Below are 19,597 nucleotides of genomic sequence, written 5' to 3'. Positions count from 1 at the left end.
GACCGACTCAGTGGTCCAGTGCGAAGGTCACCCCACACACCCGAACCCGCCGAAAGGTGTTCCGCCGTGCCCGACCAGACCGATGTCGTCATCTGCGAGCCGCTGCGCACACCCATCGGGCGTTTCGGCGGCGCGTTCGCCCAGCAGACCCCGGCCGCGCTCGCCGCACGCGTCATCGCCGAGGTGGTCGCCCGCACGGGGATCGACCCCGACCGGGTGGACGAGGTGATCCTCGGGCACGCCTACCCCACGTCCGAGGCCCCCGCCATCGGCCGGGTCGCCGCCCTGGACGCCGGACTGCCCGACACCGTCACCGGTGTCCAGACCGACCGGCGCTGCGGCTCCGGCCTGCAGGCCGTCCTGGACGCGGCCATGCAGATCCGGGCCGGATTCAGCGACGTCGTCGTCGCGGGCGGCGTCGACGTCATGAGCGCCGCCCCCTACTACACGCACGACGGGCGCTGGGGCATCAAGGGCCCCGGACTCCAGCTCCACGACTCGCTGGCCCGGGGCCGGGTCACCGCCGGCGGCGTCCACCACCCCGTACCCGGCGGCATGATCGAGACCGCGGAGAACCTCCGCCGCGCCTACTCCGTCAGCCGCGCGGACCAGGACGCCCTCGCCCTGCGCTCGCAGGCCCGCGCCGCCCGCGCGGTGCGGGAGGGGCGCTACGACGCGGAGACCGTCCCGGTCACCGTACGCACGCGCAAGGGCGAGACCACCGTCACCGCCGACGAGCACCCCCGCCCCGACACCACCGCCGAACAACTCGCCGCGCTGCGACCCGTCATGGCCAAGTCCGACCCGGAGGCCACCGTCACCGCCGGCAACGCCAGCGGCCAGAACGACGCCGCCGCGGCCTGTCTGGTCACCAGCGCCGCCACCGCCGAACGGCTCGGGCTGACTCCGCTCGTCCGTCTCGTCTCCTTCGCCCGCGCGGGTGTCCCCGCCGCGACGATGGGCCTCGGCCCCGTCCCGGCCACCCGCGCGGCGCTCGGGCGGGCCGGGCTCACCCTCGCCGACCTCGACCTGATCGAGATCAACGAGGCGTTCGCCGCCCAGGTCCTCGCCTGCACCCGGGAACTGGGCCTCGGCGACAAGGACCACGAGCAGCGGATCAACATCAACGGATCGGGTGTCTCCCTCGGTCACCCGGTGGGCGCCACGGGCGCCCGCATCCTCGCCACCCTGAGCCGGGAGATGCACCGCAGCCAGGCCCGCTACGGGCTGGAGACCATGTGCATCGGCGGCGGCCAAGGCCTCGCCGCGGTCTTCGAACGCATCGCCGCCTGACCGCCTTTCCCCGTCCCCCTCCTCCTCACCGTCCCCTCTCCACCACGTGCGACCCAGGGCGTCTCGGGCGACGCCGGGTCAGCCGTGCCCTCATCCGCTTGATCAACGATGTTCACGGGAGCCACCCATGAGTGCGACCACCGCAACCGCACGCGAGCGAACGAAAGCCGCCAACCGCGCAGGATTCGGAGCCTTCATCGGCTCCACCATCGAGTGGTTCGACTTCTACATCTACGGAACCGCGGCAGCGCTCGTCTTCGACAAGGTGTTCTTCCCCGAACTCGAAGGCCCCATAGGCACCCTGGTCGCCTTCGCCACCTTCTGGGTCGGCTTCCTCGCCCGCCCGATCGGCGGCATCATCTTCGGCCATTACGGCGACCGGCTCGGCCGCAAGAAGACGCTCGTCATCACCCTGCTGCTGATGGGCGTCTCCACCACCGCGATCGGTCTGCTCCCCGGCTACGCCTCCATCGGCGTCGCCGCCCCGATCCTGCTGGTCTGCATCCGCATGATCCAGGGCATCGGCCTCGGCGGTGAGTGGGGCGGATCGGTCCTCATCGCCTCCGAGCACGCGCCGAAGGGCAAGTCCGTCCTGTACGGCGCCTTCGCGCAGCAGGGCTCGCCCGTCGGCAACACCCTCTCCACCCTGAGCTTCCTGGCCATCAGCCAACTCCCCGACGACGCGTTCGTCTCCTGGGGCTGGCGCGTGCCCTTCCTCGCCTCCGCCGCACTCGTCATGGTGGGCCTGCTGGTCCGGCTGAAGGTCGCCGAGTCCCCGGCCATGGCCGAGCTCATCGAGAAGAAGGAAGTCGCCAAGCTCCCGCTGACCGAGGTCCTGCGCAGCCACCCCATGCTGATCGTCCTCGGCATCGGCGCCTGCACCATCGGGCTGTCCGCCACGTACTTCAAGTCGACCTTCGCCCTGTCCTGGGCCACCACGTCCCTCGACTTCGACCGCAGTTCCTTCCTGACGATCATCCTCGTCGCCAACGTCACCCAGATCCTCGTCCAGCCCTTCGGCGCGGTCATCGCCACCCGGATGAAGAGCTGGTCCCGTGCGGTGACCGTGATGCTGCTGCCGGAACTCATCCTGATGCCGGTGATGTTCGTCCTCATCAGCACCGAGAACTACGGCCTCGCGATGCTCGGCGTCGCCGTCGCCACCATCCCGCACTGCCTCTACTACGCGGCCCTCGCCGGCATGCTGGCCAGCCGCTTCCCGGCCCATCTGCGCTACACCGGCATCTCGCTCTGCTACCAGCTCTGCGGCACCCTGCTCGGCGGCACGACCCCGATCATCGGCCAGTTCCTGCTCAACCGGACCGGCTCCATCACGGCCGTCATCGCCTACGCCGTCTTCCAGGTGGCGCTGACCCTGGGCTGCATGCTCCTCCTGCTCAAGCGCCCCAACCACGACGAGCAGTCCGCCGAGCCGGTCGCCGGGCCCCGCGCCGCTCCCGTCACCGCCTGACCGCCCGTACACGCAGAACGGAGTACCGCCATGCCGCTGACCGCGCACGGCATCCCGGAGATCCTCGCCCTCGGCGGGCGCGACCTCGGGCGCTCGGAGTGGAAGGAGGTCACCCAGGAGCTCATCGACGCCTACGCGTACGTCTCGGGCGACCACCAGTGGATCCACACCGACATCGAACGCGCCGCGGCCGGACCGTACGGACGCACCATCGCCCACGGCTACATGGTGCTGAGCTGGGGCATCCCGATGTTCGGCGAACTCCTCCAGGTGACCGGTGTGGGGCGCGCGCTCAACTACGGCGTCAACCGGGTCCGTCACCCCGCCCCCGTCCCCGTCGGCAGCCGCGTGCGCCTGCACGCCACCGTCACCGGGGTGACCGAGGTCGCGCGCGGCGGCGTACAGATGACGCGGGGCTTCACCTTCGAGCTGGAGGGTTCCGGGAAGCCGGCCTGCGTCGCCGAGTCGCTGACGCACTTCTACTCGTAGGACCCGCACCGCCCCAGCAGTACCCACGCGCAGGCGCCCGCCCGGAACTCCGGACGGGCGCCTGCGCGTGGACCGTGCTAACCGACGCGGTCGGCCTCCTCCGGTTCCGCGGTCCGGTCGGGCTCGGCCAGATGGTCCTTCTGCGCGTCGGGGTCCGTCAGCCGGTTCAGCCGCGCCGGTACGTCGAAGCCGACCAGCAGCACCACGATCACCGTCCCCGCGAACGTCAGCACCGCGAGCGCCCGGCCCAGGTCCATCCCGGACGCCAGGTGCGCCCCGAGCACCGGGGCCACGGCCCCGCCGAGCGCCCCCACGTTGTACGTGAAGCCGAGCGCGGCCCCCCGGCTCGCCGTCGGGAAGTGGCCGCCGATGTAACGCGGCAGCAGCCCGGAGATCCCGAAGCTGGTGGCCTGCAGCAGGAACAGCAGACACCCGAGCACCAGCAGGTTGTCCTTCACCGCGAACACCGGGTACACGAAGGCAAGCGAGGCCAGCAGCGTCAGCGCGTACGCCTTCTTCGCCCCGATCCAGTCGCCCAGGAAGCCCGCCGTCCAGCAGCCGGCCATGGTGCCGAAGCCCGCGAAGTAGAGGACGTCGGTGACCTGGTCGGTGGTGTACCCCAGCTCCGTCTTCAGATAGGTGGGGAGCAGCGCCTGGATGGGCCAGGAGTAGAGGAACGCGAAGAACAGCGTCACGATCATCGACACGTACAGGAGCCACCCGCGCCGTCCGCCCAGCTGCACGGCGAACGCCGCGAGGGAGAGGCCCGCCACCACCGACAGCACCGGCACCAGGCCCTCGCCGCCCGGCGTGAAGACCAGGAAGAGCGAGAGCGTCGCGGCCACCACGAGGACCGTGTTGACCACGGCGAGGCGCGGGGTCCTGAACAGCGGCCGGAAGGGGTTGGGCCTGGCGCCCTGTTCCGCGACGTCCGCCGTCCACTCCTCGGCCTCCGGCAGGGCCCGCCGCATCCACAGCGCGACCGCGATGGGTATCAGGCCCAGGTAGAACATCCAGCGCCAGCCGAGCGAGGGCACCACCCAGGTGTAGACCTGGGCCGCGAGGACGGAGCCGACCGAGAACCCCGAGATCAGGAAGCCGCTCGCACGGCTGCGCACCCGCGCGGGCCAGCTCTCCATGACGTACGTGGCGCTGGCGCTGTACTCGCCGGCCATGCCCATGCCGATGGCCAGCCGGGCGGCGAAGAGGCTGTGGTAGTTCCAGGCGAACCCGCAGGCGAAGGTGCCCAGCGAGTACAGCAGGATGCTCAGCACCATCGAGATCTTGCGGCCGTACCGGTCACCGACGGCGCCCAGGGCGGCGCCGCCCAGCCAGCGGGTGATGAAGGCGCCGGAGATCAGGCTGGCGGCCTGCACCGTGCTCAGCCCGAAGTCGTCGCTGATCTCGGTCAGGACGAGGGTGATGAGGACGAAGTCGAATCCGTCGAGGACGTAGCCGATCCAGGCGGCGAAGAAGGACTTCCACTGGGTACCGCTCACCTCGCGGTACCAGGGGAGCGTGGAGGGGGATTTCTGCACGGTGCGCTCCTGGTGCGGGGACGGTGCTCCGTCGTCGGGCAGCCGTCCCACGTGGTGAGGGCTGCTCAGGGCCGGGCGAGACCGGCGACGAAGCGGGAGGTCAGGGCGGTGGGAGCGGTGATGGCCGTACCGACCACGACGCTGTGGGCGCCGCGGGCGATGGCCTCGGCAGCCTCCTCCGGGGTATTGATACGTCCTTCGGCGACGACCGGTACAGGGACCGCGGCAGAGAGAGATGTCACAAGGTCCAGGTCCGGGCCGGTCTGCTTCGGCGAGCCCGGCACGTAGCCGGACAGGGTCGTCGAGACGAAGTCCGCCCCCTGCCCGGCGGCGGCGATCCCCTCGGCGAGCGTGGAGACGTCCGCCATGACCAGGGCGCCCGCCGCGTGTACTGCGGTGACCAGCTCGGCGAACGTGGAGCCGTCCGGGCGCGGCCGGTCGGTGGCGTCGGCGGCGACCACCGCCGCGCCGGCCTCGACGACCGCCAGGGCGTGCCGGACGGTCGGGGTGATGTGGACGCCGGTGTCGCCGTCCTTCCACAGGCCGATGACCGGGAGGTCGACGGCGGCGGTGATCGCGGCGACGACCTCCGGCTCGTTGGCCCGGATCGCCGCTCCGCCGCCGGCGACGGCGGACAGGGCCAGGCGTACGAGGGTGGCGGTCTCCCGCATCGGGTCGCCGGGGGGTGCCTGGCAGGAGACGACGAGCCGGCCCCGGAGGGTGTCGGCCAGGTCCTGTGGGGTCATCGGAGTGCTCCCGGGTGGTGGAGGGGAAGGGTGGTGGTCAGGGCGGCGGCGCCCAGCACGGCGGCGTCGTGACCGAAGAGCGGGGGTTCGGGGACGAGCCCGCGCAGCGGCGGCATCAGCTCGGCGGCGAAGGCGGCCGCCAGCGCGTCGCCGTACAGCGACCCGATCCTCGGGACCCCGCCGCCGACGACGACCCGGTCGGGGCCGAGCGCGTTGGCGAGGCCGCCGAGGACCCGTCCGGCGGCCGCGGCCCCCGTGGTCACGGCGTGCACGGCCGCCCGTTCGCCGCGGGCGGCCCGGGCGGCGACCGTTTCCAGCCGGTCCACCGGGGCGCCGGTGATCCGCTCGTAGTGCGCGGTGATGCCCGGACCGGAGGCGATGACCTCCAGGTGGCCGGTGGCACCGCAGGTGCAGGGCAGCCCCGCCGCCTCCGCACTGGGCAGATGGCCGAGGTGGCCGGCGACGCCCGCCGCGCCGTGCAGCATCCGCCCGTCGACGGCGAGGGCACCGCCCACGCCCGTGCCGACCGCGGCGAAGAGCAGCGAACCGCGGCGCTCCGGCAGTGCGGCGAGCTCCGGCCCGGCGGTGGCACGTACGTCGTTGTCGCAGGCCACCGGCAGGCCCGTGCGGTCCGCGAGGCCGGCGGCCAGCGCGGTGCCCGCCCAGCCGCTGATCGAGTCCGTGGCACTGGTCACCATGCCGCTGCGGGGGTCGACGACCCCGGCAGCGGCGACGCCGAGGGCCGTGGCCTGCCCGCCGGGGTCCACCTCGGCGGCCGCCCCGGCGAGCGCGTCGAGCACCGCAGCCGCGCCGTCCCTGGCCGGGGTGGGCCGGGTGTGCCGGGCCAGCACCGTGCCGTCGGCGGCGAAGAGCGCGGCGGCGATCTTCGTGCCGCCGAGGTCGAGGCCGATCACCACGGCCCCGGTCGCCGCCGCGCTCGTCGGACCGGCGTCTGCCGAAGCCGTGCCTGTCGGGCGGGTGTTCATCGGACCGGCGGCAGGCCGGCGCCGCGCAGCCGCTCCGCGACGTGGGCGACGGACTCGGCGGAGAGCGGGATCTGCGGGAAGGCGGTGGCGCCGTCGTCGATGACACCGAGCAGCCGCAGCGCCTCCTTGAAGGAGCCGAGCGCCGAGGAGCTGCGGCCCATGTCCTGCTCCGGGCCGACGTCGACCATGGCGAACAGCTCGACGAGCCGCTCCTGCTCCCGGGCGGCGAGCGCCCAGTCACCGGACCGCGCGGCGTCGTACAGCCGGACGTAACCGGCCGGGTCCACGTTGCCGATGCCGGGCACTACACCGTCCGCCCCGGCCAGCAGCGCCGCGTCCACGGTGAGTTCGGAACCGGTCAGCACACTGAAGTGCGGCACGGGGCCCTCGGTCCGTCCTTCGCGACCGCCGAGCTCCACGATCAGCCTGCGCAGTCCGCCCTCGTCACCGCTGCTGTCCTTGAGGCCCGCGAGGGTGCCGTCCTCGGCGAGCTCGCGCACCAGGGACGCCGAGAGCTTGGAGTGCACGGCCACCGGGATGTCGTAGGCGAACAGCGGCAGGTCGACCGCGGCGCGCAGCCGCCGGAAGTGCCCGGCGATCTCCTTCGGGTGCGTACGTGTGTAGAACGGCGCCGTCGCGACGAGGGCGTCCGCGCCGAGCTCCATGGCGGTCCGCGCGTGCTCGGTGACCCGCGCCGTCGTGGTGTCGATGACCCCGGCCAGGACCGGGACGCGCCCGGCGGCCGCGGTGACCACCGTCTCCAGGGCGATGGCGCGCTGGGCGTCGGTCAGATAGGCGACCTCGCTGGTCGAACCGAGGGCGAAGAGCCCGTGCACACCACCGTCGACGAGGTGGCCGACGAGCCGGGTCAGGGAGGCCGTGTCGACCTCCCCGCGGTCGTCGAGCGGGGTGCAGACCGGCGGTACGACACCGTGCAGCGGTGCGGTCAGAGACATGGTGAGGAGCTCCAGCTCGTTCGGTACGCGGGCCCGTCGACGGAAGGGGAGACGGGACGAGGACATGGGACGTAAGATGTCCTATGTCTGGACTCACCTTAAGCAGACGCCCCGGCGGCCGGTCAAGAGGTGCCGGTGGCCGGCGACACCCCAGGAGGACCGCTGTGGCCCGCCCCACCATGGCTCAGGACATCGAGCGAAGGATCAAGGAAATGATCCTCGGACGCAGGCTCGGACCGGGTGATCCGCTGCCCACCGAGACCGAGCTGATGGAGCTGTTCTCGGCGGGACGGGTCTCGGTGCGCGAGGCGCTCAAGGCGCTCCAGGCCGTCAACGTCGTCGAGATCCGGCGGGGCTTCGGGACCTTCGTCGGCTCGCTCTCCCTGTCGCCCTTCGCCGAGGGGCTCGCCTTCCGGGCCGCCGTCCGGCACCGGCAGGGCGAGCCCGGCCTGCTGGAGCTGATGAGGGTGCGCGAGGCGCTGGAGACCGGGCTCGTCTCAGCCGTCACCGCCGGCGTCCCGGCGGAGGACCTCGCCGTGCTCCGGGCCCTGGTCCAGACGATGGAGACCGAGGCGGCCGAGGGCGGCCGGGTCGCCCGCGCCACCGACCGCGCGTTCCACCTCGCGCTCTACGCCTCGCTCGACAACCACCTCCTCAGCGAGGTGCTGGACGCCTTCTGGGCGGCCATGGACCGGGTGCGCGAGGACATGGACGACGGCCACCAGGATCCGTCCGTGACCTGCGCCCAGCACCACGAGATCGTCGAGGCGGTGGCGGCGGCCGACGGCGCACGAGCGGTGCGCGCGATGCGCACCCACTTCGACGGGATCCGGGGCCGCCTCGAACCTCAGTCCGTGTCCGCGTAGAGATAGCTGCTCGTGCCCGCGAGGGTGGCGCGGCACCAGGCGTCCACCGAAGCCTGGTCCATGGCCGCCCAGTCCGGGGTCAGCTCCACCTGCGCGCGGCCGAGCCTGCGCCCCAGCTCGACCAGCCTGGCGCCCTCGGGGGTCCGCTCCCGGGCGTAGTGCCGCAGCGCCTCGGCGGGTGAGGCGGACGTCCGCAGCGCCTCCTCCAGGCAGAGGGCGTCCTGCAGAGCCTTGACCGCCCCGCTCGCCGTGTGCGGACGGGTCACCCCCGCCGCGTCGCCCGCGAGCAGGAACGGCGGATCCGCGGCGAGCGGCGCGTGCAGATCGGCGACGGGGTGGCAGGTCATCGCGGTGTGCTCGCCACGTGCCACGATGTCGGCCCACTCCTGGGGGAAGTGCTCGTCGGCCAGCTGCCGTTCGTGGCCGGCCTCGCCCGGCGACCCGGCCGGCGGGGTCGCGTAGATCGCGTAGGCCAGCAGCCGGTCGTCCGGTGCGGCACCGCCGCCCCGGGGAATCAGATAGAAGATGCCGTGCCCGCCGGGGAAGCCGATCGTCACCCAGGCGGTGCGCAGCAGCTCCAGGGGCCGGCGGTGTTCCACGGACGCGCCGGCCGGAAGCGTGCCGCGCCACACCGCGTACCCGGCGGGGGAGGCCTGCAGGCCCGGGGCCAGGACCTGGCGGGTGAGCGAGCGGTGGCCGTCCGCGCCCACGACGATGTCGTAGGCCTCCTCGCCCTCGGCCGTGCGGAGGAGGGCGCCCCCGGCGGGGCCCCGCGCGACCGAGGTGACGGGGCGTCCCCGGTGGTACCGCGCACCGGTGGTGGCGGCCCGCAACGACTGCCACAGGAGACCCCAGTTGCACGGAGTCACCGCGCTGGGCTGGCGGGCGAACTCGCGGGCCGACCGCTCCCCGGGCACCCGGGTCAGCCAGACCCGGGTACCCACGGGAGCGGTCGGCATGGCGGCGTCCAGATAGCCCGCGTCGACCAGCCGGCGGTGCAGCGGGGGAGGGATGACGATCCCGAGCCCCCGGTCCCGCAGTTCGCCGTCGCTGCGCTCGTGGACGGTGACCTCCGCACCCGCCCTGACGCCCGCGACCGCCATCGCGCACCCGGCGATGCTGCCGCCGACCACGCCCATCCGTGAACCCGTCGCCGCCATGCCGCTGCCGCCTGTCCGTCGTCCGTCGTCCGTCGTCCGGGAAGGCGCCGTGTGAGGCGCCGTGGGAGGTGCCGTGGGAGGTGCCGTTCCCATCCTGGCAGCCGGGCGGGGGCGGCCGGGGCGACAACACTCCCTCCGGGGCGGGGTGTTACGGAGTGACGGTCACCGTCCGGCTGTCGGAGGCCTGCTTGCCGTCGGCCTTAAGCAGGTGGAGGGCGGGCAGATCTCGTCCATCATCGCGATGGAGAAGAGCGCGGGCGCGGTCGCCCGGGTGGCGTGGTGCGCCGCGTCGAAGTACGACAGGGTGCGGAACACCGGTTCGGTGCGGCCGCGGTGGAGCCGGAGGTAGGCGGCGATCTCGGTGTACGGCGGCAGCCCGGCGATCCGGGCGCCCCGGGCGATGTTGCACAGGAAGGGCACGTCCGGCATCACCCCGGCCAGCCCCGGCACCAGCCCGGCCACCGCCAGCGCGATGCCACCGCCCTGGCTCACCCCGGTCACCACGATGCGGGCGGGATCGACCTCGCGATGCTCACGCATCGCCTCCACGCAGCGGACCGCGTCGGTGAACACCCGCCGGTAGTAGTAGGTCCGGGGGCTCTCGACACCCCGGGTCAGGAAGCCCGGCACCGCCCCGGCCGCCCCCGGGTCGGTGTCCGCGGTGACGCCGGCCGCGGCCGACCACCCCCTGGCCCCGGGTGTCCATGACCAGGTGCGCGTATCCGGCGCAGGCCCACACCAGCTCCTCGTGCGGCAGACCCCTGCCGCGCCCGTAGCCGAGGAACTCGACGACGCAGCCGAGCGGTTCGGTGACACCGGCGGGCATGTGCAGCCAGCCGCGCACCGGGCGGCCGCCGTAGCCCGGAACACGCACGTCGTACGTGCGGACGCGGGGCAGCCTGCAGTCGATCTCCCTGTACCGGGGCTTGTCCGCGCTGCCGTCGTGCGGAGCCTCGGCCAGGGTGTCCGACCAGAAGTCGTCGAAGCCGCCGGGCAGGGGGAGCTCGGGCCGGTAGGCACGGCATTCCTCGAGCGGGAGATCGGCCGACGGCATGGCTGTGCCCTTCTGGGGAACGAGAGGCGACTGGACAGCAGACGTCAGATGTCCTGCTGTCAAGCTGGACCCTAGGGAGCCCCGCGGTCGGACGTCAAGGGTGTGCCGGAGGCCGCGGCCCCCGCTCCGGCGGGCGGGGCGGGGGTCGGGGTGTCAGCGGTGTCAGGCCTGGTCCGCCGGGTCCGCACCGCGCGACCTGGCCTCGGCGATCCGCCGCCGGACGGGTGCGTAGTGCTCGTCGAGCGCCCTCAGGAACGCGGTGACGTCGCCGGCCCGGGCCGCGTCCACGATGCTCTGGTGGGCTGCGATCGTGGCGGTCTCGTCGGCGTGGGTGAATCCGTCGAGGTGCGGCGCGACGATCGTGTACACGTCCCAGAAGGCCATCGAGAGCTGGCCGATCAGGTCGTTGCCCAGTGGTGCCACGAGCAGGGCGTGGAAGGCGCGGTCCGCGGCCACGAACCCGTGCCCCTCGCCCGCGCCGGTGGCGCGCATGGTCGCCACCAGGCCCTCCAGGCCGTCGAGCTGCTCGGCGCTGAGTGAGGAGATGATCCGGTCGGCCATGCCCCGCTCGAAGAGCTCGCGCACGTCGACGAGGTCGGCCATCACCTGGAAGTCGTCGTCCGGGGAGAGCAGGCCCCGGAAGGTGAGGCTCTCCACCAGCGCGGACAGGCTCAGCCGCCCGACGTACGTCCCGTGGCCGTGGCGTACCTCGACGATGTCGAGGGCGGCGAGGATCTTGACGGCCTCCCGGACGCTGGAACGGCTGGCCCCCAGCGCCTCGCACAGGGCCGGCTCCGTCGGGAGCGGGTCCCCGGGGCGCAGCCGCTCGTCGAGGATGTAGCGCTTGATGCCCTCGACCACTTCCTGCCGCAACAGGGTGCGGCCGGGTCGCGTGCCGGACATATGTGAACTCCCCACCTCTTGACCCCTCTCGATTGTCAAGCTACGTTCCCACGCTATCAAGGCATCAGACATCTGACGTCTGATGCTTTATCGGTCCGTTGGCATTCCGACCGCCATCGAAAACGGACGCTTTCCACTCGTTCCAAGCCCTCAACGTCCCTTGGAGGACCCGTGCCCGAGCTGAGGCCAGCCGGCGTCGAGCGCCGCACCTTCCTGCGTTACATCAGTGCCGTCGGCGCGGCCGCGGCCATCACGGCAGGCCTGTCCGCGTGCGGCGGGCCCTCCTCGACCGCCGACGGCGCGGCGGGCAAGGGCGACGGCGACGGCACCATCGAGGCCGGTCTGTCGTACCCGCTGACCGGCGTGGCACCCGGGAGGCCCGCGAGGCGCGCGTCGAGGAACTGCTCGACCTGGTCGGCCTGCCCGGACACACCCTGGACGCCCTGCCCGGACAGCTCTCCGGCGGCCAGCGGCAGCGCGTCGCCATCGCCCGCGCCCTCGCCCTCGAACCCGAACTGATCGTCGCCGACGAACCGACCTCGGCGCTCGACGTCTCCGTCCGCGCCCAGGTGCTCAACCTCCTCGTCGACCTGCGCGACCGCCTGGGACTCGGCATGGTGTTCATCTCGCACGACATCCAGACCGTGCGCTACCTCGCCGACCGCATCGCCGTCCTCTACCTCGGCCGCATCGTCGAGGAGGGCCGGGCCGCCGAGGTGGCCGGGGCCCCGAGACACCCCTACACCGAGGCACTGCTCTCCGCCACGCCCAGCCTGCTGGAGAGGACCGACCGCATCGTGCTCACCGGGCCGGTGCCCTCGGCCACCAACCCGCCGCCCGGCTGCCCTTTCGCCACCCGCTGCTGGAAGGCCGACGACGCGTGCGCCACGGCCTTCCCCGCGAGGAGCTCCTGGCCCGGCGGGCACCGCTGGCACTGCGTCCACCCCCAGCCCACCACGTCGTTCCCGTCCGGGGACCCGGCCCCCGTACCGCCCGCGAGGAGTACCGCATGACCACCCCCACCACCTACACCGGAGTGATCCCGCCCGTCGTCACCCCGCTCACGGCGGACGGCGGACTGGACGTGGCGTCCCTGGAGCGGGTCGTCGGTCACCTGCTCGACGGAGGAGTGAGCGGGCTCTTCGCCCTCGGCAGCTCGGGCGAGACCGCGTACCTCACGCCCGCGCGACAGGACGAGGTCATCAAGGTGATCACCTCGGTTGCCGCCGGGCAGGTACCCGTCCTCGCCGGCGCCATCGAGACCACCACGAACCGGGCGATCGAGAGGGCCCGGGCCGCCGCCGGTCTCGGCGCGGACGCGGTCGTCGCCACCGCGCCCTTCTACACCCGCACCCACCCCTCGGAGATCGACCGCCACTTCCGGGACATCGCGGCGGCGGTGGACCTCCCGCTCCTGGCCTACGACGTCCCGGTCTGCGTCCACACCAAGCTGGACCCGGAACTACTGCTGCCGCTCGCCGCGGACGGCGTCCTCGCCGGTGTGAAGGACTCCAGCGGCGACGACGGATCGTTCCGCCGGCTCGCCATCGGGGCACGGGCACTCCCCGGTTTCTCCGTCCTGACCGGTCACGAACTGGTGGTCGACGCGATGATGCTGAGTGGCGCGGACGGGTCGGTCCCCGGCCTCGGCAACGTGGACCCGCACGGCTACGTGCGGCTGCACCAGGCCGCCGTACGGGGCGACTGGGCCGCGGCCGCCGCCGAACAGGACCGCCTGGTCGCGCTGTTCGACAACGTCACTGCGGCCGCGCCCGGCACCGCGTCGGCGACCGCCGCAGGGCTGGGTGCCTTCAAGACGGCCCTGATGCTGCGCGGGGTCATCGCGACCAACGTGATGAGCCCGCCCATGCGCGGGCTCGACGCCGAGGAGACCGCCGTGATCGCCGCACACCTGGACCGGGCGGGCCTGTCCCGCGTCTGACACCGCGTTCCGCGTACATACGGAAGGGGCCGTCCCGCAGCATCCACGCTGCGGGGCGGCCCCTTCCGTGTACGGGACTAGTTGCGCGAGGTGCGGGTGCGGCGCATCAGTACCGCGCCTCCCAGCAGCAGCCCAGCGCTCGCACCGGCGGCCAGACCGATCTCACCGGCACCGGTCTGGGCCAGCTGCGTGTCGGGCGTGTTCGGGCCGGGGTTACCGGCCGGCGGCTGCTCGACGGGAGGCTTCGAGGTGGGCGGGGTGACCGTCGGCGGCTCCTCGGTGGGGGGCTCCTCGGTCGGCGGCGTGACCGTCGGCGGCTCCTCGGTCGGGGGCTCCACCGGCGGCTTCACCGGCGGGTTCCCGTGGTCGTAACCGCTGTCGTTGACGCAGTCGTTGCCGAACACCGGGTTCAGCGCCCCCACGACATCGACGCTGTTGCCGCAGGCGTTCACCGGGACGTGCACCGGAGCCTGTACCAGGTTGCCCGAGAGGACACCCGGGGAACCGACGGCCTTGCCGTCGGCGCTCGCGCCGGAGCCCTTGTGGCCCTGTGCCTCGCCGTGCTCGTCGCCGTAGGCGTCGTCCTGCTCGGCACCGTGCCCGTCGTGCGAGCTGACGTTCGCGCAGGAGTTGCCGAACGCCGGGTTCAGCAGGGCGATCACATTGACGGTGTTGCCGCAGAGGTTGACCGGGACGTGCACCGGGACCTGCACGGCGTTGCCCGAACCGACACCGGGCGAGTTCGCGGCGACACCGTCGGCCGAGGCGTCGGCGTGTGCGTAACCGCCCGCGGCGGTCAGGATGCCCGACGCCGCCGCCATGACGATCATGCTCTTATTCAGTACCTGTCGCATTACAAGCCCTTCTCCGGGAAATTCGCGTGGGCGGTGACCCTGATGGCGGTCATTCCATCGACGCGGACGACTTCCTAACGACGCGACGGTTGCGGGGGAAACTTGGAGATCGGTGGAAATTATGTAACCACCCGAAAGGGTCACGTACGTGTGTTCGCCCGACGCGGTGTGCATGGCATTCGGGTGAACGAGGCCGGGCGGGGGGAACCAAATGCCGGGCGGCGAGTTGATCAGGGCGCTCCGCTGCGGGGCACTCGGTACGAGAAGGGTTCATCGTGATCAAGAAGGTCCTGGCGACGGGCGCCGTCGCCGCCTCCATCCTCGGTCTCTCGGCGACCAGCGCCATGGCGATCGGTGACGACACCGGTACGACGTCGGTCAACGGCAACGGTGCCGAGGCGGAGTACGGCAACAGCTCCACCAAGGGTGACCAGAGCCCGCAGCTCAGCCTCGTGCAGGGTTCGCTGAACAAGCCCTGCGTCGCGCTGCCGGTGAAGGCCAACGCCGGTGCGCTCGTCGGCATCCTCGCCGCGGTCGCGGTCCAGGACGTCAACGTCCTCTCCAACCCGCAGAACCAGCAGTGCGCCGACAACTCCACCCAGGCCAAGGGTGACGAGCCGCTGTCGCACATCCTGTCGGACATCCCGGTTCTCTCCGGCAACGGTGCGCACAACAGCTGACCCTGGCCGCAACGACCGGTCCGGGCCGCCGACACTCCTCCATCGCGCGGCCCGGGCCTGCATCATTCGAGCGATTTTCCGGGAAACGGATCGCAAAGCGTTTCGCGGCCGCCGGTAAATCGTTACGGATTACAGCACCGGAGTCACGAGCGCATTCGTAGGAGTGCTCGTGCGGCACGAAAGACGTGTCCGTGGACGACTCCGCTGCAGAAAGGGATAAAAGTGAAGTACACCAAGGTTGCCGCCGTCGCCGCCGGAACCCTCATGGCGCTGGGCGCCGCTGCCCCGGCCATGGCCGACTCCGGCGCCGGTGCCGTTGCCGCCCACTCCCCGGGCTTCCTCTCCGGCAACGTCGTCCAGGTCCCGATCCACATTCCGGTGAACGTCTGCGGCAACACCGTCAACGTGATCGGTCTGCTGAACCCGGCGTTCGGCAACGTCTGCATCAACGACTGAGCTCACGCCGACCGGGCCGACGGCTCGTCATGAGAGGGCCCTGGAGCGCATACGGCGCTCCAGGGCCCTCTCGTCGTGCGGGGGAAATGCCATGCCTCGCAGTTTCCCCCCGCACCGCTCGGTCGTTGTGCCTGAAAAGGGCGGCAGATGCCGCCGTAGAAGGGAATTGAGAACGTGAAGTACGCGAAGACCGTCGCTCTCGTCGCAGGTTCCGTGGCCGCCCTCGGGGCGGCCGCACCCGCCTTCGCCGCAACCACCCCCACGGCGCCCCGGATCAGCCTCACCGGTGGGGTGAACGAACTGACCTCCACCCTCCCCGCGGTCCCCGACCAGGTGGTGAACCCCGTGGTGGACGGGGTCGGGGAGACCGCCGGGAGGATCAAGGAGGACGGCACGGTGGGCAAGTCGGCGAAGGCGGTCACCGGTGTCGCCGAGGCGGCCGGGCCGCTCATCGGCGGGCTTCCGCTCGGCGGCTGACCCACGGCGGGCCCCCTTTCACGTCGTGCGCCGTTCCGCCGGACGGCATGCGAATGCGGTCCACCGAAACCGGCCCGGGAAATCGTTCGAGTGAAGGGGCGAAACCGGTGCCGCCATTGCGGCGTTGTTCAGAATGCTCCGGACAGGCGGGCAACAGAAATCCAGAAGGGCACGTTCATGATGAAGAAGATTCTGGCGTCCGCGGCAGTCGCCGCCTCCGTCGCCGGCATTTCCGCCGCTGCCGCCCCCTCGGCCATGGCGATCGGCAACGACACCGGGACGACCTCGGTCAACGGCAACGGATCCGACCAGTACTACGGCAACAGCAGCACCCACGGCGACATGAGCCCGCAGATCGGTCTCATCCAGGGCTCGTTCAACAAGCCCTGCATCGCCCTGCCGGCGAAGGCAAATGTCGGCTCGCTGCTCGGGCTCGTCCCGATCTCGGTCCAGGACATCAACGTCCTGTCCTCCCCGCAGAACCAGCAGTGCACCGAGAACTCCACCCAGGCCAAGGGCGACGAGGCGCTGTCGCACATCCTGAACGACATCCCGCTGCTCTCGGGCAACGGCGCGGGCAACAACTGATCCTGCGCGAATCAGGCTCCCTCCGCGACCCCTTCGGCAGGGTGCTCCGTGTCCCGCCACGCCGTGACGCGTAGTCAGTGAACGCGTGTGGGGCCGGTCCTCATGGGCGCCGACCGTTCTTCGGTCGGTGGTCCGCCGGACCGGCCCCACACGTGTGTCCGGGGCCACCAGGCCCGGGAGCCGCCGGTCCGGACGTCGGGTAGCCCGATAGTGCGGTGATTGGGCCGGATGCCCCAGTCCCGGCCGACGCCGCGCGGCCGGCCGGGTAGATGCGGTGCATGGACCCGTACGACAGTCACCATGCGCGCGGCCGTGACCGGTCGCCGGAGAGCTCCACGCCCATCTACGACCGGCTGCTCGCCGAATGGCGGGACGCGGCACGGCGCGAGGTCGGGCCCGACCCGTCCGCGGCGTCGGTGACCTCGGGGGTCCCGCGCGGCCGCGAGGTCTTCGTCCCCGCCGCCCGCACGGAGTCGGGCAGCAGGTAGGAACCACGTCGACGGAACGCCGGATCCAACCCGTTCGAGTGGTGTAGCGGAACTTAATCCTCCGTTTGCGGTTGATCAGTACGTTCCACAACGGGACGCCTCCGAAAGGTGAAGCGCAATGAAGAAGATGATGGCCGGCGCCGCTGTGGCTGTGTCCCTCCTCGGTCTGTCCGCCGCCGCGGCCCCCTCGGCCATGGCGATCGGTGACGACCACGGCACCACGACGGTGAACGGCAACGGTGCCGAGTCCGAGTACGGCAACAGCTCCACCAAGGGCGACCAGAGCCCGCAGCTCAGCCTCGTGCAGGGCTCGCTGAACAAGCCCTGCATCGCCCTGCCGGTGAAGGCCAACGTGGGCTCGCTCATCGGGCTGGTCCCGATCGCGGTTCAGGACGTCAACGTCCTGTCCAACCCGCAGAACCAGCAGTGCACCGACAACTCCACCCAGGCCAAGGGTGACGAGCCGCTGTCGCACATCCTGAGCGACATCCCGGTGCTCTCGGGCAACGGCGTCGGCAACAACTGACACCACTGAGTGCGGGCGGTCCGGGGCGTAACGCCCGCGGGGCCGCCCGCATTCGGCTGTGCGGTGCGCCCACACGGCGATGCCCACCACTCCACGGGGGGTGGTGGGCATCGCCGTGCACGGTAAGCGGGTGCGGTCAGCCCAGGGTGCGTACCGGCATGAGGCAGTGGGCGGAGGTGCCGATGATCTCGGGGTCACCCGCGAAGGACGCCAGCAGTTCCTCGCCCACCGGCTGTCCGGGGACGGCCGCGGGCCAGGGGCGCGTGGCGAACATCCCGTGCACCTTGCCCTCCGACCGTGCCACGTCGAGCCACTCCGGCGGAACCGTGCACTGCGCGGTGAAGTGGGGCAGCGTCAGGACGGCCTGTCCCGCCTGGACGAGCAGTTTCACCGGGAGGTTGGGGAGGTCCGAGGCGTCCAGCGTCTCGCCCCCCACCCGCAGGCCGCTGCGCTCCAGGGCCGCGCGCATGGCCCGCTCGCCCGCCTCCGGTCCGTCGGAACCGTCGCCGAGCGAGTAGGTGAGAAGGAAGGCTGTCTCACGCCCTGTCCCGGGATTCGACCCGCTCCAGCCGATCAGGATCTGAGTGCCCAACTGGGCAGGGGTGAAAGGGGTGGTGGCGGCTTTGGGTGAGGTCATGTCCGGCACCCTAACGGCATGAGACCGGTACGTGTGCACGCGTATCACCTGATCGGGGAATATCCATGCCAGGTCCGTGCAATCCTCCGCGTGCGCGGCCACTTCGCGGAAAACCTGTTGACCGCCCCGTCCGCCCCCGGGCTAGGGTGTGCGCAGTTCGAGGAACCAGGAGGTGAGGACATTGATGACTGTCGCAGCGGTGGGCACTGCCCACGACCCGAAGAGCATCGTTCCCACCCCTGTGGCCGCCGGCTGACCTTGACCTTTTCCCTCCGCGCCTGAACGCGCGTTGCCGGGGCCGCCCTTGTGAAGGGTTTCCCTTGTCTTTCTCCATCTCCCAGGCTTCCACCCCGTCGCACCCGCTGGCCCCGTACGGTTGGGACGGCACATGGGCCGACACCTTCGCCCCGTACGCCGGGCAGGGACTCCTGCCTGGACGCGTGGTGCGGGTGGACCGCGGTCAGTGCGACGTGGTCACCGCGGACGGCGTCGTCCGGGCGGACACCGCGTTCGTGGTGCCCCGCGACCCGATGCGGATCGTCTGCACGGGCGACTGGGTGGCCGTCGACCCCGACGGCGACCCGCAGTTCGTCCGCACACTCCTGCCCCGGCGCACCGCCTTCGTCCGATCGACGTCGTCGCAGCGCTCCGAGGGGCAGGTCCTCGCGACCAACATCGACCACATCGTCATCTGTGTCTCGCTGGCCGTCGAGCTGGACCTCGGACGGCTGGAACGGTTCCTGGCGCTGGCCATGTCCAGCACCGACGGCGCCGCCCTGCTCGACGACGGACCACGGACCGCGGAGCACGAGGCGCACCCGCTCGTGCTGCTCACCAAGGCGGATCTGGTCCCGGACGCGACGACGCTGTCCCATCTCGTCGAGGACGTCGAGCGCATCGCACCCGGGGTGCCGGTGCTTCCCGTCAGCTCGGCCACGGGGGAGGGCGTCGATGTGTTCGGCGCGATCGTCGGCGGCGGTACGAGCGTGCTGCTCGGCATCTCCGGCGCCGGGAAGTCGACCCTCGCCAACACCCTGCTGGGCGAGGACGTGATGCAGGTGCAGCAGGCGCGTGAGGTGGACGGCAAGGGCCGGCACACCACCACTACACGTAACCTCCTCGTGCTGCCGGGGGGCGGTGTTTTGATCGACACCCCCGGCCTGCGGGGGGTCGGCCTCTGGGACGCGGAGGCCGGCGTGGGGCAGGTCTTCTCGGAGATCGAGGAGCTCGCGGCGCGGTGCCGCTTCCACGACTGCGGCCACGCGTCCGAGCCCGGATGCGCCGTGACGGGCGCGATCGAGGACGGGTCCCTGTCCGAACGGCGCCTCGACAGCTACCGCAAGCTGCTCCGTGAGAACCACCGCATCGCCGCGAAGACCGACGCCCGGCTGCGCACCGAGACCCGGCGTGAATGGAAGCGCAGGGGTGCGGAGGGCCGGGCCGCCATGGAGCTCAAGCGCGGCAGGACACGCTGACGGGGAACCGCA

20 protein-coding genes and 3 pseudogenes are annotated in these 19,597 nt (G+C 71.8%); 14 read left to right on the top strand and 9 right to left on the bottom strand.

The window, feature by feature from the left end:
• The first annotated feature begins 66 nt into the window (after positions 1–66).
• The 3 genes from LWJ43_RS05985 to LWJ43_RS05975 all read left to right on the top strand — a co-directional run bounded on the left by LWJ43_RS05985 (position 67) and on the right by LWJ43_RS05975 (position 3,253).
• Positions 67–1,293 (top strand): acetyl-CoA C-acetyltransferase, encoded by a 1,227-nt coding sequence (locus LWJ43_RS05985; RefSeq protein ID WP_277331239.1) that lies wholly within the window; start codon positions 67–69, stop codon positions 1,291–1,293.
• A 127-nt stretch (positions 1,294–1,420) separates the two neighbouring features.
• Positions 1,421–2,764, top strand: a complete 1,344-nt coding sequence (locus LWJ43_RS05980; RefSeq protein ID WP_277331238.1) for an MFS transporter — start codon at positions 1,421–1,423, stop codon at positions 2,762–2,764.
• A 30-nt stretch (positions 2,765–2,794) separates the two neighbouring features.
• Positions 2,795–3,253 carry a MaoC family dehydratase gene (locus tag LWJ43_RS05975; protein ID WP_277331237.1) on the top strand — a complete coding sequence of 153 codons (459 nt, stop codon included), beginning with the start codon at positions 2,795–2,797 and terminating at the stop codon, positions 3,251–3,253.
• Positions 3,254–3,330: 77 nt separating this feature from the next.
• Here the strand turns inward: LWJ43_RS05975 and LWJ43_RS05970 are convergent, their stop codons facing one another.
• From LWJ43_RS05970 to LWJ43_RS05955, 4 genes are all read right to left on the bottom strand, one after another.
• The gene (locus tag LWJ43_RS05970) at positions 3,331–4,791 is read right to left on the bottom strand and encodes a sialate:H+ symport family MFS transporter (protein WP_277331236.1); all 1,461 of its coding nucleotides are present in this window, start codon (positions 4,789–4,791) and stop codon (positions 3,331–3,333) included.
• A gap of 65 nt (positions 4,792–4,856) precedes the next feature.
• Positions 4,857–5,537, bottom strand: coding sequence for an N-acetylmannosamine-6-phosphate 2-epimerase (locus tag LWJ43_RS05965; protein ID WP_277331235.1), 681 nt, complete (start codon positions 5,535–5,537; stop codon positions 4,857–4,859).
• Complete coding sequence (locus tag LWJ43_RS05960; RefSeq protein ID WP_277331234.1) at positions 5,534–6,523, bottom strand: ROK family protein; 990 nt, start codon at positions 6,521–6,523, stop codon at positions 5,534–5,536. Before LWJ43_RS05960 ends, LWJ43_RS05965 begins: the two co-directional genes overlap by 4 nt.
• Complete coding sequence (locus tag LWJ43_RS05955) at positions 6,520–7,479, bottom strand: dihydrodipicolinate synthase family protein (protein WP_277335823.1); 960 nt, start codon at positions 7,477–7,479, stop codon at positions 6,520–6,522. The genes LWJ43_RS05960 and LWJ43_RS05955 overlap by 4 nt, the downstream gene beginning before the upstream one ends.
• Positions 7,480–7,643: 164 nt before the next feature.
• Here LWJ43_RS05955 and LWJ43_RS05950 point away from each other — a divergent pair, with 164 nt between their 5' ends.
• Positions 7,644–8,345 (top strand): FadR/GntR family transcriptional regulator, encoded by a 702-nt coding sequence (locus LWJ43_RS05950; protein WP_277331233.1) that lies wholly within the window; start codon positions 7,644–7,646, stop codon positions 8,343–8,345.
• Here LWJ43_RS05950 and LWJ43_RS05945 read toward each other — a convergent pair.
• The 3 genes and pseudogenes from LWJ43_RS05945 to LWJ43_RS05935 form a co-directional block, all read right to left on the bottom strand.
• Positions 8,327–9,505: an FAD-dependent monooxygenase gene (locus LWJ43_RS05945; protein WP_277331232.1), complete on the bottom strand. Its 1,179-nt coding sequence runs from the start codon at positions 9,503–9,505 to the stop codon at positions 8,327–8,329. The genes LWJ43_RS05950 and LWJ43_RS05945 overlap by 19 nt on opposite strands.
• Positions 9,506–9,709: 204 nt before the next feature.
• A pseudogene (locus tag LWJ43_RS05940) lies at positions 9,710–10,559 on the bottom strand (acetylxylan esterase); the annotation flags it as partial.
• A gap of 162 nt (positions 10,560–10,721) precedes the next feature.
• Positions 10,722–11,462: a FadR/GntR family transcriptional regulator gene (locus LWJ43_RS05935; protein WP_277331231.1), complete on the bottom strand. Its 741-nt coding sequence runs from the start codon at positions 11,460–11,462 to the stop codon at positions 10,722–10,724.
• A 171-nt stretch (positions 11,463–11,633) separates the two neighbouring features.
• Here LWJ43_RS05935 and LWJ43_RS05930 point away from each other — a divergent pair.
• The 3 genes and pseudogenes from LWJ43_RS05930 to LWJ43_RS05920 all read left to right on the top strand — a co-directional run.
• A pseudogene (locus LWJ43_RS05930) lies at positions 11,634–11,834 on the top strand (twin-arginine translocation signal domain-containing protein); the annotation flags it as partial.
• A pseudogene (locus LWJ43_RS05925) lies at positions 11,819–12,475 on the top strand (oligopeptide/dipeptide ABC transporter ATP-binding protein); the annotation flags it as partial. The pseudogenes LWJ43_RS05930 and LWJ43_RS05925, both read left to right, overlap by 16 nt.
• Positions 12,472–13,404, top strand: coding sequence for a dihydrodipicolinate synthase family protein (locus tag LWJ43_RS05920; RefSeq protein ID WP_277331230.1), 933 nt, complete (start codon positions 12,472–12,474; stop codon positions 13,402–13,404). The pseudogene LWJ43_RS05925 and the gene LWJ43_RS05920, both read left to right, overlap by 4 nt.
• A 77-nt stretch (positions 13,405–13,481) precedes the next feature.
• Here LWJ43_RS05920 and LWJ43_RS05915 read toward each other — a convergent pair whose 3' ends face one another.
• The gene (locus tag LWJ43_RS05915; RefSeq protein ID WP_277331229.1) at positions 13,482–14,258 is read right to left on the bottom strand and encodes a chaplin; all 777 of its coding nucleotides are present in this window, start codon (positions 14,256–14,258) and stop codon (positions 13,482–13,484) included.
• Positions 14,259–14,533: 275 nt separating this feature from the next.
• Between LWJ43_RS05915 and LWJ43_RS05910 the strand changes: the two genes are divergently transcribed.
• From LWJ43_RS05910 to LWJ43_RS05885, 6 genes are all read left to right on the top strand, one after another.
• Complete coding sequence (locus LWJ43_RS05910; RefSeq protein WP_277331228.1) at positions 14,534–14,938, top strand: rodlin; 405 nt, start codon at positions 14,534–14,536, stop codon at positions 14,936–14,938.
• A 222-nt stretch (positions 14,939–15,160) separates the two neighbouring features.
• On the top strand, positions 15,161–15,394 hold the full coding sequence (locus LWJ43_RS05905) for a chaplin (RefSeq protein ID WP_385453295.1): 234 nt from the start codon (positions 15,161–15,163) through the stop codon (positions 15,392–15,394).
• Between the two features lie 174 nt (positions 15,395–15,568).
• The gene (locus tag LWJ43_RS05900) at positions 15,569–15,871 is read left to right on the top strand and encodes a hypothetical protein (RefSeq protein WP_277331227.1); all 303 of its coding nucleotides are present in this window, start codon (positions 15,569–15,571) and stop codon (positions 15,869–15,871) included.
• Positions 15,872–16,048: 177 nt separating this feature from the next.
• Positions 16,049–16,459, top strand: coding sequence for a rodlin (locus LWJ43_RS05895; RefSeq protein WP_030124677.1), 411 nt, complete (start codon positions 16,049–16,051; stop codon positions 16,457–16,459).
• Between the two features lie 278 nt (positions 16,460–16,737).
• Positions 16,738–16,947: a hypothetical protein gene (locus LWJ43_RS05890; RefSeq protein WP_277331226.1), complete on the top strand. Its 210-nt coding sequence runs from the start codon at positions 16,738–16,740 to the stop codon at positions 16,945–16,947.
• A 118-nt stretch (positions 16,948–17,065) separates the two neighbouring features.
• On the top strand, positions 17,066–17,473 hold the full coding sequence (locus LWJ43_RS05885; RefSeq protein ID WP_277331225.1) for a rodlin: 408 nt from the start codon (positions 17,066–17,068) through the stop codon (positions 17,471–17,473).
• 136 nt (positions 17,474–17,609) lie between these two features.
• Here LWJ43_RS05885 and LWJ43_RS05880 read toward each other — a convergent pair whose 3' ends face one another.
• Positions 17,610–18,110 carry a DUF5949 family protein gene (locus LWJ43_RS05880; RefSeq protein WP_277331224.1) on the bottom strand — a complete coding sequence of 167 codons (501 nt, stop codon included), beginning with the start codon at positions 18,108–18,110 and terminating at the stop codon, positions 17,610–17,612.
• A 320-nt stretch (positions 18,111–18,430) separates the two neighbouring features.
• On the opposite strand from LWJ43_RS05880, the gene rsgA reads away from it, so the two are divergent.
• Positions 18,431–19,585: a ribosome small subunit-dependent GTPase A gene (gene rsgA / locus LWJ43_RS05875; protein ID WP_277331223.1), complete on the top strand. Its 1,155-nt coding sequence runs from the start codon at positions 18,431–18,433 to the stop codon at positions 19,583–19,585.
• Positions 19,586–19,597 lie beyond the last annotated feature (12 nt).

This window comes from Streptomyces sp. JH34 (assembly GCF_029428875.1).
In the GTDB taxonomy this organism is placed as follows: Bacteria; Actinomycetota; Actinomycetes; order Streptomycetales; family Streptomycetaceae; genus Streptomyces.
This window is presented reverse-complemented; position numbering and strand designations above follow the sequence as displayed.

Excerpts from the sequence above, each read along its gene's own strand:
- LWJ43_RS05980 (WP_277331238.1), top strand. The coding sequence starts at position 1,421 with ATGAGTGCGACCACCGCAACCGCACGCGAGCGAACGAAAGCCGCCAAC.
- LWJ43_RS05975 (WP_277331237.1), top strand. The coding sequence starts at position 2,795 with ATGCCGCTGACCGCGCACGGCATCCCGGAGATCCTCGCCCTCGGCGGG.
- LWJ43_RS05965 (WP_277331235.1), bottom strand. The coding sequence starts at position 5,537 with ATGACCCCACAGGACCTGGCCGACACCCTCCGGGGCCGGCTCGTCGTC.
- LWJ43_RS05960 (WP_277331234.1), bottom strand. The coding sequence starts at position 6,523 with ATGAACACCCGCCCGACAGGCACGGCTTCGGCAGACGCCGGTCCGACG.
- LWJ43_RS05955 (WP_277335823.1), bottom strand. The coding sequence starts at position 7,479 with ATGTCTCTGACCGCACCGCTGCACGGTGTCGTACCGCCGGTCTGCACC.
- LWJ43_RS05945 (WP_277331232.1), bottom strand. The coding sequence starts at position 9,505 with ATGGCGGCGACGGGTTCACGGATGGGCGTGGTCGGCGGCAGCATCGCC.
- LWJ43_RS05935 (WP_277331231.1), bottom strand. The coding sequence starts at position 11,462 with ATGTCCGGCACGCGACCCGGCCGCACCCTGTTGCGGCAGGAAGTGGTC.
- LWJ43_RS05920 (WP_277331230.1), top strand. The coding sequence starts at position 12,472 with ATGACCACCCCCACCACCTACACCGGAGTGATCCCGCCCGTCGTCACC.
- LWJ43_RS05915 (WP_277331229.1), bottom strand. The coding sequence starts at position 14,258 with ATGCGACAGGTACTGAATAAGAGCATGATCGTCATGGCGGCGGCGTCG.
- LWJ43_RS05895 (WP_030124677.1), top strand. The coding sequence starts at position 16,049 with ATGATGAAGAAGATTCTGGCGTCCGCGGCAGTCGCCGCCTCCGTCGCC.
- LWJ43_RS05890 (WP_277331226.1), top strand. The coding sequence starts at position 16,738 with ATGGACCCGTACGACAGTCACCATGCGCGCGGCCGTGACCGGTCGCCG.
- LWJ43_RS05885 (WP_277331225.1), top strand. The coding sequence starts at position 17,066 with ATGAAGAAGATGATGGCCGGCGCCGCTGTGGCTGTGTCCCTCCTCGGT.
- LWJ43_RS05880 (WP_277331224.1), bottom strand. The coding sequence starts at position 18,110 with ATGACCTCACCCAAAGCCGCCACCACCCCTTTCACCCCTGCCCAGTTG.